Below are 17,779 nucleotides of genomic sequence, written 5' to 3'. Positions count from 1 at the left end.
GCGATCGGGTTGGGGTTGGGGGAGGGGTGGTTGTGGCATGTTTTTTTCCACTAGAACGAATTTGAGTTTATAAATACTCTTTAAATTCTTATACTATTACCACGCCTTTCGGCATAAGAGATTCAACCCATCGATTCTTCATTGCTTGTCCCACCACTGGTAGCTGATGCTCAACGCCTTTCGGCATCAGAGATTCGACACCCGATGGGGCATCCTTTCCCAGTACCTCAGTTTGTGTGCTCAACGCCTTTCGGCATCAGAGATTCGACACCAAGAGTAGCGATCGCGGGAATAGTGCGATCGCATAGTGCTCAACGCTTTTCGGCATCAGAGATTCGACACAGAATAGGATGGGGCACTGATTTTTGGCTGTGAGTTGTGCTCAACGCCTTTCGGCATCAGAGATTCGACACAAGGTTTGTTGTTAATGGAGTTTCTATCTCCATCAAGTGCTCAACGCCTTTCGGCATCAGAGATTCGACACCCGCGCACATCGCTGCCGCAAAACCTTACCCCAATTGTGCTCAACGCCTTTCGGCATCAGAGATTCGACACTTTAATATTATGAAACCCACAGCCCTACCTATCTGGTGCTCAACGCCTTTCGGCATCAGAGATTCGACACACAATCATGATCAGACTCAAAAGCTAAAACAATCTGTGCTCAACGCCTTTCGGCATCAGAGATTCGACACCGTTGATTGAATCACGGGTACAACGCCTTTACCCCAGTGCTCAACGCCTTTCGGCATCAGAGATTCGACACTTACATATTCGGCAAAGCTTTTATCAATTCGCACATGTGCTCAACGCCTTTCGGCATCAGAGATTCGGCACGATGAGCGCTCAGGAAAGGATTGCTTATGGGCGATGTGCTCAACGCCTTTCGGCATCAGAGATTCGGCACGATGAGCGCTCAGGAAAGGATTGCTTATGGGCGATGTGCTCAACGCCTTTCGGCATCAGAGATTCGACACTTACCTGCGTTCGCGGCTGCTAATTCTTGCTCAGTGTGCTCAACGCCTTTCGGCATCAGAGATTCGACACATTCGCGATCGCAGATTGAGCAGATTGATTTAAAATGTGCTCAACGCCTTTCGGCATCAGAGATTCGACACTAGCATCAGCGTTCTCGCGATCGCGCTTGGCTTTGCGTGCTCAACGCCTTTCGGCATCAGAGATTCGACACAAAACCGATGAGCTTGGCTCGCTCAATTTCTAAATGGTGCTCAACGCCTTTCGGCATCAGAGATTCGACACAATCCATTGCCTTCCGCGACGGATTTTATCGGTGGTGCTCAACGCCTTTCGGCATCAGAGATTCGACACATCCCGATCTATAAAGGATTGCGAATCGGTCAAATGTGCTCAACGCCTTTCGGCATCAGAGATTCGACACGGCAATAGCGCGATTACTAGATAGCTTGCGTTTTTGTTGTGCTCAACGCCTTTCGGCATCAGAGATTCAACATGATGCGCCGAAGGCATAGCCACGGTAACAAGTACCGTGCTCAACGCCTTTCGGCATCAGAGATTCAACATATTAGTCCCATCGCAACCCGCACTACCTCAAAACTAGTGCTCAACGCCTTTCGGCATCAGAGATTCAACATTCAAATCAGTTTGTGCATCGTCGCCAAACTCTTTGTGCTCAACGCCTTTCGGCATCAGAGATTCAACATCTGCGATCGCTCTTGATCCTCATGCCTCAAGAACTTGTGCTCAACGCCTTTCGGCATCAGAGATTCAACATGGGGTCAACAACGATAAAGCCAAGTTTTAAAGCTTGTGCTCAACGCCTTTCGGCATCAGAGATTCAACATCTCTTGGCAATGTCGCAGGATACGATTATTTGATTGTGCTCAACGCCTTTCGGCATCAGAGATTCAACATAATAAACATAGCAAGGTTAAACATTACCGTTTAAGTGCTCAACGCCTTTCGGCATCAGAGATTCAACATTGCAAAGCGGATTGACGGGAGTTGCCGATGCGTCAGGGTGCTCAACGCCTTTCGGCATCAGAGATTCAACATAGAAGTTTCCAAGGAATCTATTGAATTTCTTGGCAGTGCTCAACGCCTTTCGGCATCAGAGATTCAACATCAAAAGGCAATTTACTTCATGTAGTGTGTCCATCGTGCTCAACGCCTTTCGGCATCAGAGATTCAACATCCGAGAGGCTTCTGACCAACTACAAAGCTATTTCACCTGTGCTCAACGCCTTTCGGCATCAGAGATTCAACATATTACTGCGAGACTGCATACCTCTGAGTAATCCTGTCGTGCTCAACGCCTTTCGGCATCAGAGATTCAACATTAAATTCCTTGCCAATAGTGATTCCTTCAGTCACGATAGTGCTCAACGCCTTTCGGCATCAGAGATTCAACATAATACAAAAAGAGGCAGGGGCAAGAGAATTTAATAGTGCTCAACGCCTTTCGGCATCAGAGATTCAACATTACCAAGGGCATTTAGGATCGGAGCAGCAGATAATCCGTGCTCAACGCCTTTCGGCATCAGAGATTCAACATTGAGGAAGAATAATCAAAAGAATCTTTGTAGGATCGCGTGCTCAACGCCTTTCGGCATCAGAGATTCAACATATTAGGGAAGTGATAAGAAAAAGAGATCTCATAATGTGCTCAACGCCTTTCGGCATCAGAGATTCAACATCAAATCGAAGGGCAACAACGATCCATCACTCGGATGTGCTCAACGCCTTTCGGCATCAGAGATTCAACATAATCATCTTTGTAAGCTGCAAACTCAGAAGCTGTGTGCTCAACGCCTTTCGGCATCAGAGATTCAACATAAACGATGCGGCGATCGCAATATAGGCAGATACCAGTGCTCAACGCCTTTCGGCATCAGAGATTCAACATTCGCATCAAACGGAGAATCATTTTGTACTGTAATTTGTGCTCAACGCCTTTCGGCATCAGAGATTCAACATTGCTTCTGTGCCTTCAGGGATGCCGCTTACATCCAGTGCTCAACGCCTTTCGGCATCAGAGATTCAACATAGGGGCAGTTTTTTGAGACGCTAAACGAATCGCACATGTGCTCAACGCCTTTCGGCATCAGAGATTCAACATGGAGGGAAAGGACGAACCAACCGAACCATTGAAGAGTGCTCAACGCCTTTCGGCATCAGAGATTCAACATCATCACACAAACTCAACTTCAAATACGGGCATTTCAAGTGCTCAACGCCTTTCGGCATCAGAGATTCAACATTAAAATTCAGCATTTAAACGATTGCATTGCTTGATAAAGTGCTCAACGCCTTTCGGCATCAGAGATTCAACATAAATCTCCAGAAAGGGAAAATTCAGCTCTCCAAAGTGCTCAACGCCTTTCGGCATCAGAGATTCAACATATCGCACTTTTTGCTGTGGCGTGAGCTTCGATTCATCGTGCTCAACGCCTTTCGGCATCAGAGATTCAACATGTGATTAGCTCATAGCTAAGCCAAGCGCTAGCCTGTGCTCAACGCCTTTCGGCATCAGAGATTCAACATTCATCTAAATACACATTGGCTGTGTATCCACGAACCAGTGCTCAACGCCTTTCGGCATCAGAGATTCAACATATCGCAGCAACTGGAGTAATCGTATTAAATATAAGGTGCTCAACGCCTTTCGGCATCAGAGATTCAACATAAATCTCAATCATTGATGAAGAGAATATTAACTTTGTGCTCAACGCCTTTCGGCATCAGAGATTCAACATGTCTGTCTCATCGTGAGACTTGTGAGTCTTGCTTTTATGTGCTCAACGCCTTTCGGCATCAGAGATTCAACATAGTTTATCTGCCATCGACTAAAGAACGGTATAGGATGGTGCTCAACGCCTTTCGGCATCAGAGATTCAACATTGTGACGCAATCACCGCAAACTCAGGAGGTAATAGTGCTCAACGCCTTTCGGCATCAGAGATTCAACATGAGGAGCCGTACTAATTGCTTTATTGCGTAAATTCTGGTGCTCAACGCCTTTCGGCATCAGAGATTCAACATGGACAATCAAAAGTTGCGGAAACAACAGAAGGAGGTGCTCAACGCCTTTCGGCATCAGAGATTCAACATAAATCAGAAACAGTAGCGTTATTGTCTGTGTACACTTTGTGCTCAACGCCTTTCGGCATCAGAGATTCAACATAGTTCTTGGTCAAGTTGTTCTTCCAGACCTTGTTTGTGCTCAACGCCTTTCGGCATCAGAGATTCAACATAAGCTTGAAGCTATACGTGTAAGAATTGGTTTTGTCGTGCTCAACGCCTTTCGGCATCAGAGATTCAACATGACCCATAGATAATATCAAGGGGAAATTTGGAAGCGTGCTCAACGCCTTTCGGCATCAGAGATTCAACATTATTAGCTGCCATGCGTAGTTTTTGTTGTGCTGTGTGCTCAACGCCTTTCGGCATCAGAGATTCAACATACTATTGGAGGTCGCATCATGACTGATTACAAATGTGCTCAACGCCTTTCGGCATCAGAGATTCAACATTGATGTGGCGGTTACGCCTGTAACCAAATGTAGCAGTGCTCAACGCCTTTCGGCATCAGAGATTCAACATCGCGTCAGGCATATCCTGAGAAATAACAATCACTTCGTGCTCAACGCCTTTCGGCATCAGAGATTCAACATTGGCTAGGGCTGTTACTGGATCTTCGACTTCTATTCGTGCTCAACGCCTTTCGGCATCAGAGATTCAACATTATAGGCTTAAATGCATTGGCTAACCCATCGGAGTCGTGCTCAACGCCTTTCGGCATCAGAGATTCAACATAATCGGGATTGGGTTTGGATTGGCGTTAAATAGTTCGTGCTCAACGCCTTTCGGCATCAGAGATTCAACATGAAAATGTGGAAGCTTATCGCAAATCCAAATCATTCGTGCTCAACGCCTTTCGGCATCAGAGATTCAACATGGCTCAAGCGAGATGACGAAGTAAATCTTGCAGTTAGTGCTCAACGCCTTTCGGCATCAGAGATTCAACATAGATTAGAAGGGGTAGAAGGAAAAACGCCCAAAATGTGCTCAACGCCTTTCGGCATCAGAGATTCAACATAATGCAATCAGCAATTACAGTGGCGATCGCCTCACGTGCTCAACGCCTTTCGGCATCAGAGATTCAACATATAATCTCAGCCCGCATCTCAAAAACTTGAGGCGGGTGCTCAACGCCTTTCGGCATCAGAGATTCAACATGGATATTGCGGCTAGGCATCCGAAGCAAACAAAAATGTGCTCAACGCCTTTCGGCATCAGAGATTCAACATGTGAAGATACAAGATTTGGCATGATCATCCCCCCAGTGCTCAACGCCTTTCGGCATCAGAGATTCAACATTCGGAACTATTACTGGTGTATCTTCGGCTCTTGCTGTGCTCAACGCCTTTCGGCATCAGAGATTCAACATAAAACTATGCCCAGAGCCAAAAGACCCGCTCCCTGCGTGCTCAACGCCTTTCGGCATCAGAGATTCAACATTTAATCCAAGCCTTAGCAGAAACCACATCAGAAGTAGTGCTCAACGCCTTTCGGCATCAGAGATTCAACATATACTCATGAGCGACCAAACCCTTCGAGTAGCGAAATGCGTGCTCAACGCCTTTCGGCATCAGAGATTCAACATTACATTACAGGTGATGTAACAACTCCTTCCAATTGGTGCTCAACGCCTTTCGGCATCAGAGATTCAACATCGGCGCGATCGCACTGGCATTAGTCCTATAAGTTACGTGCTCAACGCCTTTCGGCATCAGAGATTCAACATATCATTTGCAGAAATCATAATTTTTCAATCCTTCAGTGCTCAACGCCTTTCGGCATCAGAGATTCAACATACCGTTCATCTAATCCATAAAGATTTTTTTTGAAATGTGCTCAACGCCTTTCGGCATCAGAGATTCAACATTTTTCACGCCACAAAACACTTGTTCAATGTTCATTGGTGCTCAACGCCTTTCGGCATCAGAGATTCAACATAATACACACGGTACAATTGCCTCGCCAACGCAAAGTGCTCAACGCCTTTCGGCATCAGAGATTCAACATGATCGCGCCAATGCTTAGGGCTGATGATTATAAATTGTGCTCAACGCCTTTCGGCATCAGAGATTCAACATTTAGCTATATCGGCAGGAGTAGCAGCAGCATCTGGTGCTCAACGCCTTTCGGCATCAGAGATTCAACATGGCGACAGCCAAAACCCTTATAGAGTTTATAACGGAAGCCAATCTTGCAAGCACTTCATAAGAATAGTATAAATCGCCACTAAAGCTAACAACTTTCTCTAAGCCAAATACCCTTAAACTCATACCTAGCATGACAAACAAACAATACAAGCACCTCAGTTACCCAAAGTTATGTTGAAACAACTACACATAATGGCATTGAGGTCTGATGGACAAGCCGAAGCCCAAAACAGACGGTGATCCATGCTAAAAAATCCGATGATGATCGCATGAAGTTGTCCAAGACTCAGAACGATTGCAAGAAATCATTCTTGAGACACAGCGATCGCACATCCCAGCTAAAAGCAAACTATCATCAGCCGTCAGGATTTTTTCTAGCTCCCATCTCAACTTTTCGCGATCGCGCATATTCAGCGCACAACGAAAAATTGAATATTGAACCCGATCGCCATAGCCTTGCAAAAGCTTATAAGCTTTGCGCCATCGTTTCGGATCGCGAATGTCATAGCAGATTAAATACCAGTTCTTAGTTTCAGCCACTGGACTACCTCAAAACCAATTGAGCAAATAGACCTTCTTCTCCATTCCATTCTTTCTCTAGTAAACGAACTTCCAATTCAAACAAACGGCGATAGGTTAGCGAATATCCCAATACAGGATGTTTCCAACTCTCCTGCTTACGCTTCTCATAGATATCAATAAACTTGCGCCGCCCCGAATCGCTTAGCCATACCTGACCTCCACGCACCTCAAAATCAGCCTGAATATCCCACTGACCACGATTAATCGATCCAACGATGGGCATATCAACCAAAGGCACACGAAAAATTTCAATTAAATCTAATGCCAAGGGAGGGGCTTGTGTTCTTGGCTGATGGTAAAAGCCAAGGGCTGGCTCTAAACCCACTGAGAGAATAGCGCTCATCACATCCTTCAATAAAAGCGCATAACCAAAACCCAACAAAGCATTAAACCGATCCTTGGGCGGACGACGATTGCGATCGCTAAACTGCATTTCTATGGGTACATCAGCACCCAAAAGTTTAGGCAAAGCCCGAAAATATAAAGCTGCTAAATTGCCTTCTAATCCCAAAAGTGAAGGAATAGAATTTACTTCTGGAATTTGCTTTAGGACAATTTGCATTTGTTTAATCGCCTTTTCAAGATCCTCTGGAATCTGTTCCATCCCACGTTGACCACGCATCAAGAATTTGCGCTGTCCTTTGCCTCGACAAGTCACCAGTTTTTTTGCCAAATCTAGACATTTATCAGGGTTACTCAAAGCTGCATATTGGCGAATGCGTCTTTGGATGCTGCCATTCCGAGAATCAAAACTGCCTACATAGCGCCCACCTCCAGACACAAAATGCACTCCAATATCCTGTGAAACACAAAGATGTAGAGCTTGAGTTGAAATTTGCGAGAAGCTATGTAAAACCAACTGCCCTATTTGCTTAGCTGGAACAATTTCATCGGACCGATCGCGTTTTACAATTTTGATTTGTTCGCCCTTCTTGCCAACACTCGTACCAGCTTCAAGTACATGAATCACATCTCGTTCGTCATCTTTGGGGAATAGCCTCACAGGTTGCCATTCACGATCATGTGCCAATCTAGCTTCTTCAGGCAGGCATACAGGTGAAAGAGAGCATCGCCCACAAAGTCTTTCATTATCGGTAACTGGTGGTCGGCAAGGTGAAGCCCGTAAATATTTCGATCTTGCGATCGCATCACGCACTAATTGTCTGCCCTCATCATCAAGGGTTACATGAACTAAAACATTGTCTGCATGGTAGCGAATCCGTCCTTCTTGAATAGAAATCCCTAAAGACATCTCAAGCAGATAGGCATAGGCAAGAATCTGCAAGCGATCGCTTTCCCATGCTTCAGGCTTTTTGTTTTTATCTCGCGCCGCTTTACCTCGTTTATGCTCGTAAGGAATTGTCTGACCATTGCGGGTACGCAGAGCATCAACCTTGCCTCGCAAACCTAGTTCAGCACTTTCTAAAAAAAGTTCATCCCAATCTTCATCTTCTTGTTTCTCAAGTTCAGCATGGAGCCGTCGTCCTGCAAACACTGCGGCATCTTGGGTATAGAGTTCTTCAACTTCTTCAAGATAAAACAGTCGTTCGCAGTAGGCTAAGGCATGAAGAGCCGAAACACGAATTGTATCTTGTGCGCTATCTGATGGAATATTTTCTATGATGTCAATATCGGGCGCGTACATAATCTAATTACCTCAAGGATAAGAATTTAGTTGAGCGCCCAAAGGCATCAATGATGTTTTAGTCAATCAACGCCTTATGGCATCATAGAAAAGAGCAACATAGCTTTATTTGTCTTTTGATTTTTTCTTGGCTTTTGTTGTAGTTAAAACAGGTGTAATGATGTCAACCAGACATTGATCGCTATATTCTTCCAAAGAAAATCTTTGAAAAGTTCCTTGACCAGTAGTTCTATCAATCCAAATTGGTAAACTAATCAAACCTCTCTTATCTTTGACTAGCCAACGAATAGCGCCATCGGTTTCACGATAGTTACGAATGCCATTAATCATTGACCAAGACTCACCTAAACTTAATCCACCAAAACGCAATATTTGGCTAGGTGAAGATAATGCGATCGCTACCCGTTCTGATAACTTGATGCTTCCAACCTCATTACTAGAGTCAATTTTGAGAGCAATATGCACATCGGTTAGCAACTCTTGAAAATTGGGCTTAGAAAATTGGCTAGTTGGATATACACCTTCGCCATACTTCTCTACCCGTTTCTTGACCTCACCTCCCACCACAAATTTGTGACTACGTTGTTTACGCACAATTCGAGAAATGGGGGAGTCATCGCCAAGAATACCAATTGCCAACTTCACGCCTAGATGAGCTGTCAAATTCTCTTCACCAACTAATGAGAGTAAAAAGCCATAGAGGGTTGATGGTGGTGGATAGAGATAGGTTTCCTTGAAATCCCTAGCAAAGCTACGGGGGAAACTTGTGCAAGGACACTCTAGATAGAGTATATCTTCCATTAGGCTTTTACTCCCTTTAACCCAGCTAAACGCTTTTTGGCATCAGCGATCGCCTCTTTGATTCCACGATGTACAGTTACTCCCAAATTTTGTAACTGCGAACCATATGGGGTATCGGCAATTTCACCCGCCACGATTAGCTCACTCGCGTCAATGTCTTTTACTTCTACCAAGCGAACAAGTTTTGGACAACCAACCGATTCCCCCACACGTTTAAAAGAATTCATAATCCAAGGACTAGGATCGTCAGTAATGCGAATTACGATAGATTCGGGGCGAAATTCATATAGGAAGCGAGAATGATTGCCGCCTACATGACGAATAGCCGTAATCGCATCTAAAACAATATCTGCACGCTCAATCTTTTTTAGGCTTTCGGGTGTTAAGGCAAGAGAATATTGATAAGCTGTACGGTGTACTTCGGTACTGTGAATCGAAGTCTTGCCCTTCTGTCCGCCTGTTGAACCAAAGGCAATATCACCCCAATACGGATCGAGACTAATCGCTCGGCTAACCTCTAAAACACCACGCCGTTTTTTGGTAGCATCTTCATTGTCTGAGCCTTTCTTGGCATCCATATAGCCAAAGAGATCGTCATCGACAAAATTAACTGGGTTATAAGTTGCGCCCTTCTTGTCCTTCTCGCCTTTAAGATGATATTTGTCCTCGTCTGCATCAAAAGTGCGATTTACATCTGACTCGCAAGTATTTTGTAAATACTCACGCAAGCCCCAACGAATGGCTTCAGCGCTCACAGTTGTATGCTGATCGTTACCGCAGGTAATTTTTTGCAAGGTTGAAAGCGTGCTACCGTCACCTTCACCTCGGTTATTAGCTGCGATCGCTGATGGGGTAACTACAGTAATGAATAAATGCTTCGACATGGTTTTATCCTCAAAAATACAAATAATTAAATAGAAATAATTGATTACTGAAACTCGCTACAGTTCTTCTTGATAGCCGTCAACTTCATCATCAACAGAATCAGGAATCTCTACCAAGTCAGGATTGGACTCAGCAGCGCTTTCCTTTTTCTTGCTTTGATAGGTAGCGATCGCCAACATGGTCAAGTCACGGGCTTTGCGCCATTCCTCTCCATGAATCCAAGCATAGATTTCTCGCCCCAAGCCTCTAGCTGCTTTGCTCCGAAATTGGCTCAAAAAGTCAACAAGAGCAGTAGCAAACTCTTGTTGTGTACTAGGACGCTGTAAACGGTGAATCACCTTGTCAGTAACTTGGGCATAATCTAAAGGACGACCTTGTTTAGTCGCTTGCTTGATCTGTCCAACTAGATAGACGCTAAATGCTCCTTGTACAGAGTCAAACAGAGTTTTTTCTTGTGTTTGTAAATGGTCGGTCATAGAAATTAATCCCTTTCTTTCATATTTAAGATCGTTGGCGTTAGATTTGCGAAACTCATAAAACTTCCCATGCCAAGGTTTTCCATTGACTAGGTTTTCGGCAATCCAAGGCAATATCTTGGACATCGCTAACCAAGATTCACCTTTATCTGTTATCTTCACTTTGCTAGGGAAAAATTCGATAGCGCTTTGATAAACAGATAAAATTTGACTGGAAGCCCGAACACGGTAGACAGCCTGTTTTAATCCTGATTGATTGCCATCCCAAGGTTGTTTCCCAAGTTGATAGACTTCGCAATATTCCACCTTTTGCAGTTGCAAGTTTTCTGACAATGACTCTTCTAACAAGAGCCTCAAGGCAGCCTCACCTGCACTTGGCGATCGATAATCGCGATAACTTCGATTGCTAAGTTGACGACGGCGACAAACCCAAGACTTAAGATTTTTTACTTCGGGAATTACTAGGGCATAGCGACCATTTTGCAAAAGGTAGTAATTACAAGCAATCGGCAAAAAAAGTAAAGGGATAAATCCACTAGGAGATTCTTCATACTCACCATTGATATAACACTCAACTAGACCAGGTAAATGATGCCCTTTAATGGAAATTGACGAACTAAACTTATTTTTACTATTGAAAACGCCTTTAAAGTCTCTTAGATAGTAGCAATCAATCATACTCCGATGACTTACGAGAATTTCTGGCTGATTTTCATCTACCTTAAAGGGAATGAGTATTGGGGTCTTATCTAAAGTTCTCTGTTTAGAGTGCTGTAAAAAAGTAGATGTTACTCCTTGACTAAAAGTAAATTTTCCTTGCCCACTCAAATTAAGTGCGGGTACATTTAACATACCTTCATCAATTTGGTAAGCCTGATTGACTAGCCAATCTATCGCTTCCTTATCACTACAATCCCAGTTCAAAGTAACCGTATCTTCATCTGTCTCCCAAGAAATAGGAGCATCATTTATTTCAAGAGTGGATAATACTAAGGCAAGCCCTGCGATGCCTGCACGGTGAGGCAGTAGGGTGTTAGGGTCAAAAATTGACAACTCAAATCTACTCAATTTTCATCACCTCCTTTGATTAAATAAGCACCCAATTCTGTGGAATATGCCCACTCACTACTAGGAGCAATCGGGTATCCTTTCTTATGCCTCTCCCATTTTTGAACCTTCTTAGTAGACAGTAATGGGATCGTATATTTGGGCAAAACTTTGGCAGGTAATCTATCCACAATTTTTTTGTCCTGCTCTAGTAATGCCGTAACCGTGTGACCTGCCTCACGACATGGCGATGGGTAGGCTTGCCACTTTTTGATTGAGTTGAATAAAACTGTTTCTTTGTCAGGTTTACCTTGATGTGGCGATCGCTCTAGCCATTCTGCTAAATCTGCCTGAGAAACTTCACCAGTAAATGTCTCAAGCATCGATCGACCGCTATCTAAATCCTCCTTGCTATAAGGAAAACGAACTTTGGGATCGGGGTAAAAGATTGCATCTAGCGATTGACCGATATAGCGGCGATTGAGCCTACCCAAGCGCTGAATTAGCCCCGCAGGATTAGCAATTTGCGAAACCAGTAAGGTTGCAGACAAATCCAAAGACATTTCTGCAACTTGGGTAGCGATCGCAATGACAGGTTTATTTTCCTTGAACGATTCAATTACAGCACGGTGATGCTCTACGCGATCTTGATAGCGATAACGGCTGTGATATAAAACTGCATTAAGACCTCTTAGCTTAGCTTCTTCATAAACTGTGATCGCTGTACTTACCTGATTGCAAACCCATAGCACCTTCCCACAAGTATTTTCACCATTTGGCAAAGCATAGGTTTTGGCTAACTCATTTGTCACGCGATTCCAATCAGGGGTTTCTGATAAATGAAAGCAATACCGAGGCAGTACTTCTAACTCTTTTGCACCTTCAATAATTTCCACTGGCTCACCCACAGCTTTCTGAATCGCCTCTAACTGCCAAGGTAAAAAAGAAGCAGACATTAGTAAAACTGGAGCTTTGACAACTTCTAAAAATCGCAACAACCCACCAAATAGTCGATTATCATAACAATGCACTTCATCAAAAACAAACGAGGCTTGAGCGATCGCAGGAAAGCAATACATCGGACGGCGATTACATTGCAATAGACCTAAAACAGTATCGACAGTACAAACACTGACCTTTGTACCCCATGACTTAAAGGACTCTAGTTTAATAGCTGCATCATCTTCGTCACCCGTTGACATCAAATGTGCTAAATCCACGTCCGAACGAGAATGCAGCAAGATTGAATCTACTTGAGCATGAACATAATCAATAAATCCTTCGGTACTTGTTCCTGTTGTTGGATAGCAGAAAAACAATTTTCGATCTACTGCGTAACGTTTTGCCCAGTTGTAAGCACCAAGCGTTTTGCCTGTTCCACATCCTGCTCTAGCTAATGTTACACGAGATCGGGATTCACCTAGCGTAGTCTGAAATGGTCGCATTACTTGACCATTAAGCCTTTTATTGACAACTTGCTGAACTTCTAATTCCGTAAGTTTTGATGATAATTGGCTCTCAATCCAATCATTGATTTTAAAATTCGTATTTGGCAAAGCAGAACCCACTGTATCACCTGCAATAATCAGCGCTTTGATTACTGAAACGAAATTAGAATCTACTTGCCAATCATCTAAAAAGACATCCAATAACTCACGACGCTTGGTCTTAATATCACTAACTGTCCACTCAGTTGGAGGCTTGACTGATAATTTTAGCTGCTTGGGTAAACCTAGTTCTTTTACGCCATACTTTAGCAATCCACGAAAATATTGTGATTCAGTATAAAGATAGATACGATCGCTACCAGAACCATCACGAATTTCACCAAGTTCATCACTAGCAGATTGTTTGCGCGAGTCCCAACCTAGCTTCAGATGATGACCACCTGCTGCTGCGAGTGCGGTCATAAAATCAGCATTAGGGCATTGACGCAACCATTCCCGATATTCCCAAGCCATTAACATCGATGCTAACTCGTGGCGAATTAACTGCGGATTTTGCATAATATCTCGCTTGCCTCTTACCACCATTTGAAAATGGTCATTAGCTTTACCCCAGTCATGCAGGTAAGCGGACAATCTAGCAGTAGCCCGAAAATCTTCCCAGCTACAGGTCAAACCAAACTGCGTCATCAGTCCCTGCCCCAAATTGTCTAGTAAGGCTGTAACGGCATTGACTACATCAGATGTATGCCCAACTAGAGAATAAGAACCTTTCCAACTGCCTTTTGAATAGGATTTAGCCAAAAGCAAATTGGGTTCTAACGCTACTAACTTACTCTTCATTGCCTAACTCCTTCACAGGGGAAAACCAACCACAACCAAAGTGTTTTCGTCCGCCTATTCCTAAACTTTGTAATTTGATCGAGTCTTCATCACTCAAGCCTTCAACCACAACGCCATAGCCCACAATATGCTTGTGTTTAATCTGTAGTGATCGCCTAGCCAAGTCTCCATTCTCATTGCTATCAATGTAAACCTGAGCAGATATTTCCAAACGTTCTAGACTCTTTTGACAAGATTCTAAAAAATACTTGGGTACATTGGCATGATCTATTGATTCCAGTTTAAATATGACCAGTCTGGCTTTTAGAGAATCACTAGGTAGAATCAAACCCAATCTAGGTTGCACTAAGCGAATTAAATGACCACGCACATCTAGGACTTGATTTTGCAAAATGCCATACCATGCTCTTATCTGTTCATTAGGACATCTGATTGCCAACTTGGAAAATCTTTGATTCAGGTTAATTACCTTATTGCCGTTAGGATTTCCTGAAATGCCAGATATTAAAACTTCAAGAGGTAATGACTTTTCTTCACTTTTCTCTGAACTTTGTAATATTTCATTTTTTAGTGGATGTTCTAGGTTTTGTAAGTTATTTTTAATCGCTGAGTAAAGAGCATAACCATGATCGGCAGGTAAGGTCTTCCCCTGTAAGCCAAACTTAATTTCCATTAGTGTCATTGATTTGATTTCCTGAACCTATTTGTAATTAGAAGTCATAACAGTAACCTCTTCTCTAACCATTTCCACTAACTCAGGTGGAGCCAAAGCCTTAGCACCCTTGCCATAAAATAAAATCCATCTCTTTACCTCATTTAGACCTCTAGCAACAAAGTGTAGAGTCAATGAGCCATCAGGGTTTTCATCAATCTGCTGAGTCGGATGCCAACGACGTTCGCGAATAAACGGAGCCGATCGCATATCGAACCAAATCGAAATTTGTGTAGGGATGCCACCAACTTCATGTTGAAAAGCCATCTCAAAATGTTCTTTGGCATCGAAAGTCGCATCAATCTCAAAAGTTTCCTCAAGTACCTCTATCGATTGAATCCGATCGACTCGAAACCATCGAGTTTCCTGCCGCAAATGACAAAAACCAGTTACATAGGGATTTGAACGAGAAAAGTGTAAAACATATGGATCGAATTGGCGCTCAGAATGAGCATTGCGTCCAGCCGTGTAGTAACTCATTTTGATACTACGTTTTTGCTGACAGGCAACCTCTAGTTTGTGCCAAATATCTGGATCGAGATTTAGTTCAGTACCTTCCCGAATCATCACGCGATCGCCTGCTAGCCCTTGCAAATCGACCCAAGTTTGTTCGGGAATACGTCGGCTTAACTGCTCGATCGCTGACTTTAACTCTGGTTCATAGGCTGAGCCAGAATAGGATTGCAGCATCCTTGCCCCTAACGTCAAGGCAAAAAGCTCGCCTTTCGTAAGAGGGATGCTATCCAATCGCCAATTAGGATCGCTGTAGTAGTAGCCTTTAACGCGATCGCTTGCAATGGGAGCATTGTAACGATCGCGCATAAAATCCAGATCATTCCGAACAGTGCGTTCGCTTACTTCTAAAGCTTCAGCAAGGGTATTTGCAGTGTGACGTTCTGACAAACGAATCAGTCGGTCTAGCTCTAATAAGCGTTCTAAGTGTCGGGACATATCATCTGATATCTACTAAAAACAGGTTAATCGACGTACCCTGCAAAAAACTTGCAGCCTCAAAAAATAAATTAAAAAACTTTGATGGCTCTTGCAAAAGATTGGCAATTTCCACTAGAACCAAATTTTCCATATCACCTGATACGCGATCGCACAAAAAAATAATCTCTACAACGAGAGCCTAGAAATACTTTTGCAAATCTCTCCCCCGATCGCCCAAATCGAGAACCGCTTGCTTTAGCAAGGCGATCGCCATTGGTGACGGTGTGTGGTGTCCATTCTTCCATCGACTGAGCGATAAAGGCGTTGTCCCCACCCTTTGGGCAAGCTGTATTTGATTTAGGTTTAGTCTCTCTTGGAGTTCCTCAATCAAATATGCATATTTTTTTACCTGTAACTTCATGAGAGCGATTATCAAGTGATATTTTCACTGTATCAGATGTTTTATAAATTGCATATGACAAAAAAGCAATGTTTACGAAGTGGCAGACAATTTCAAGCAATAGTCGATACGCCCGCATAGCTCAATATCTTGGTCACTGGTTAATTTCAGATCCCGCTAAGGCAAGTGTAAATATTTACACCCAGCGTGGAAAACTTGATTTTAACTTTCCACTAGAACGGGAATGGCGTTTTTTTACTGCCCGAACTATTTGTGACTGCGATCGCATATTCCCACAGCCAACATCACAGGAGCATAGATTAGCGATCGCATAGCAAACCTTGATAGAACGCGATACTAAACCCATAGAGAAAACGTTCACAGGACAAAAGCAATGATTCTCAATTCTTTAAACCAAGTTCGCGCGATCGCTATTAAAACTATTGTCGGTACGGAAAAAGCCATTGTATTTCTTGGCAAAACCTTTGTAGTCGATAAAGCCTATAAATCTCTCAACGATGCGATCGCTGGATGCAAAAGAGACGTAGATTTAGGCATGGCAGTATTAATCGCCCCTGACGCAGACCAGTTTAAGGTGTGGGTATCGATTCCTAACGAAATGATCTGAGAGTGTAGAGTATTTTGTGTAAAGTCTGGGATATATACAGAGAGATAATCAAGACACACAACTACTAACACCACAAAGATGAATATCCGCAAAGAAATACTCGATGAATTGTTGCAAGAATGTAAAACACCACCCGACTTATTTGGAGAAGGAGGAATCCTGAAACAACTAACCACCGCGTTGGTGGAGCGAGCATTGGAAGCAGAACTATCAACCCATCTAGGGTACAAGAAGCATGAATCCAGACCAGAAGGACAAAGCAACAGTCGTAACGGCTATAGTCAGAAAAAAGTCCAAGGAGACTTTGGTGTAGCCGAAATCGCAGTCCCCCGCGATCGGCAAGGAGAGTTTGAACCACAACTGGTCAAGAAAGGACAAAATCGACTGTCAGGACTAGACGAGAAGATCATTGCCTTGTATGCGAGAGGTATGAGTGTCAGGGATATCCAAGCCCAGTTGCAAGAAATGTATGGGGTCGAAGTATCACCAACGCTTATTTCCAATGTCACTGATGAGGTAATTGATGAAGTCAAGCAATGGCAAAATCGTCCCCTTGATGCGGTTTATCCAATCGTATTTCTGGACTGTCTGGTGATCAAAGTTCGAGACAATGGCCGAGTGATCAATAAATCACTGTACTTTGCCTTGGCGGTGAATATGGACGGGTACAAGGAATTATTGGGTATGTGGATTTCCCCGAATGAGGGTGCAAAATTCTGGCTATCGGTACTCACCGAAATTCACAACCGTGGGGTCAAAGATATCTTGATTGCTTGTGTTGATGGTTTGACTGGGTTTCCTAATGCCATTGAAACAGTGTTTCCTAAAACTCAGGTGCAATTATGCATTGTCCACATGGTCAGAAACTCGGTTGCTTTTGTCCCTTGGCAACAACGCAAACAAGTTTGTGCTGACCTCAAGGCGATTTATAGCGCGGCGACGGAATCGGAGGCAGAGTTTAATCTCGAACTCTTTGCTGAGAAATGGGACAAACAATATCCGTCGATCTCTAAGTCTTGGCGCAGTCATTGGGCGAATATTATCCCCTTCTTTGCTTTCCCCCCTGAGATTCGTAGGGCGATTTATACCACCAAGGCACTTGAGTCGATGAATAGCAGTTTGCGTAAGGTGATTAAATCTCAACAGATTTTTCCCTCTGATGAGGCTGCTTTCAAG

The 17,779-nt window shown here is 43.6% G+C and carries 12 protein-coding genes and 1 CRISPR repeat array; of the genes, 3 read left to right on the top strand and 9 right to left on the bottom strand.

Going from position 1 to position 17,779, the window contains the following annotated elements:
- Positions 1-166 precede the first annotated feature (166 nt).
- A CRISPR array of direct repeats spans positions 167-6,206; the repeat unit is 35 nt; unit sequence GTGCTCAACGCCTTTCGGCATCAGAGATTCAACAT.
- A gap of 246 nt (positions 6,207-6,452) precedes the next feature.
- From cas2 to PseudUWO310_RS21180, 9 genes are all read right to left on the bottom strand, one after another.
- Positions 6,453-6,746: a CRISPR-associated endonuclease Cas2 gene (gene cas2, locus PseudUWO310_RS21220; RefSeq protein ID WP_143190360.1), complete on the bottom strand. Its 294-nt coding sequence runs from the start codon at positions 6,744-6,746 to the stop codon at positions 6,453-6,455.
- Positions 6,747-6,750: 4 nt separating this feature from the next.
- Entirely contained in the window at positions 6,751-8,433 is a 1,683-nt protein-coding gene (locus PseudUWO310_RS21215; protein ID WP_143190359.1) for a type I-MYXAN CRISPR-associated endonuclease Cas4/Cas1, read from the bottom strand.
- Between the two features lie 105 nt (positions 8,434-8,538).
- Entirely contained in the window at positions 8,539-9,234 is a 696-nt protein-coding gene (gene cas5 / locus PseudUWO310_RS21210; protein ID WP_143190358.1) for a CRISPR-associated protein Cas5, read from the bottom strand.
- Positions 9,234-10,118, bottom strand: coding sequence for a type I-B CRISPR-associated protein Cas7/Cst2/DevR (gene cas7i, locus PseudUWO310_RS21205; protein ID WP_143190357.1), 885 nt, complete (start codon positions 10,116-10,118; stop codon positions 9,234-9,236). Before cas7i ends, cas5 begins: the two co-directional genes overlap by 1 nt.
- 57 nt (positions 10,119-10,175) lie before the next feature.
- Entirely contained in the window at positions 10,176-11,663 is a 1,488-nt protein-coding gene (gene cas8a1, locus PseudUWO310_RS21200) for a type I-MYXAN CRISPR-associated Cas8a1/Cmx1 (RefSeq protein WP_143190356.1), read from the bottom strand.
- Positions 11,660-13,930, bottom strand: coding sequence for a CRISPR-associated helicase Cas3' (cas3, locus tag PseudUWO310_RS21195; RefSeq protein ID WP_143190355.1), 2,271 nt, complete (start codon positions 13,928-13,930; stop codon positions 11,660-11,662). Before cas3 ends, cas8a1 begins: the two co-directional genes overlap by 4 nt.
- Positions 13,920-14,612 (bottom strand): type I-MYXAN CRISPR-associated protein Cas6/Cmx6, encoded by a 693-nt coding sequence (gene cas6 / locus PseudUWO310_RS21190; protein ID WP_143190354.1) that lies wholly within the window; start codon positions 14,610-14,612, stop codon positions 13,920-13,922. Before cas6 ends, cas3 begins: the two co-directional genes overlap by 11 nt.
- An 18-nt stretch (positions 14,613-14,630) precedes the next feature.
- Positions 14,631-15,593: a helix-turn-helix transcriptional regulator gene (locus tag PseudUWO310_RS21185; protein WP_143190353.1), complete on the bottom strand. Its 963-nt coding sequence runs from the start codon at positions 15,591-15,593 to the stop codon at positions 14,631-14,633.
- Between the two features lie 181 nt (positions 15,594-15,774).
- Positions 15,775-15,996 carry a helix-turn-helix domain-containing protein gene (locus PseudUWO310_RS21180; RefSeq protein ID WP_190316106.1) on the bottom strand — a complete coding sequence of 74 codons (222 nt, stop codon included), beginning with the start codon at positions 15,994-15,996 and terminating at the stop codon, positions 15,775-15,777.
- A 68-nt stretch (positions 15,997-16,064) separates the two neighbouring features.
- Here PseudUWO310_RS21180 and PseudUWO310_RS21175 point away from each other — a divergent pair, with 68 nt between their 5' ends.
- The 3 genes from PseudUWO310_RS21175 to PseudUWO310_RS21165 all read left to right on the top strand — a co-directional run.
- A complete protein-coding gene (locus tag PseudUWO310_RS21175) occupies positions 16,065-16,310 on the top strand; it encodes a hypothetical protein (protein WP_143190351.1) in 246 nt (81 codons plus the stop codon).
- Between the two features lie 59 nt (positions 16,311-16,369).
- Entirely contained in the window at positions 16,370-16,603 is a 234-nt protein-coding gene (locus PseudUWO310_RS21170) for a hypothetical protein (protein ID WP_143190350.1), read from the top strand.
- A 78-nt stretch (positions 16,604-16,681) separates the two neighbouring features.
- The coding region (locus PseudUWO310_RS21165) for an IS256 family transposase (protein ID WP_143190349.1) at positions 16,682-17,779 on the top strand (1,098 nt) is incomplete at its 3' end.

Source organism: Pseudanabaena sp. UWO310 (assembly GCF_006861605.1).
In the GTDB taxonomy this organism is placed as follows: Bacteria; Cyanobacteriota; Cyanobacteriia; order Pseudanabaenales; family Pseudanabaenaceae; genus Pseudanabaena.
Note: the sequence above shows the minus strand (reverse complement) of the source record. Positions and strands in the feature narration are given on the sequence as shown.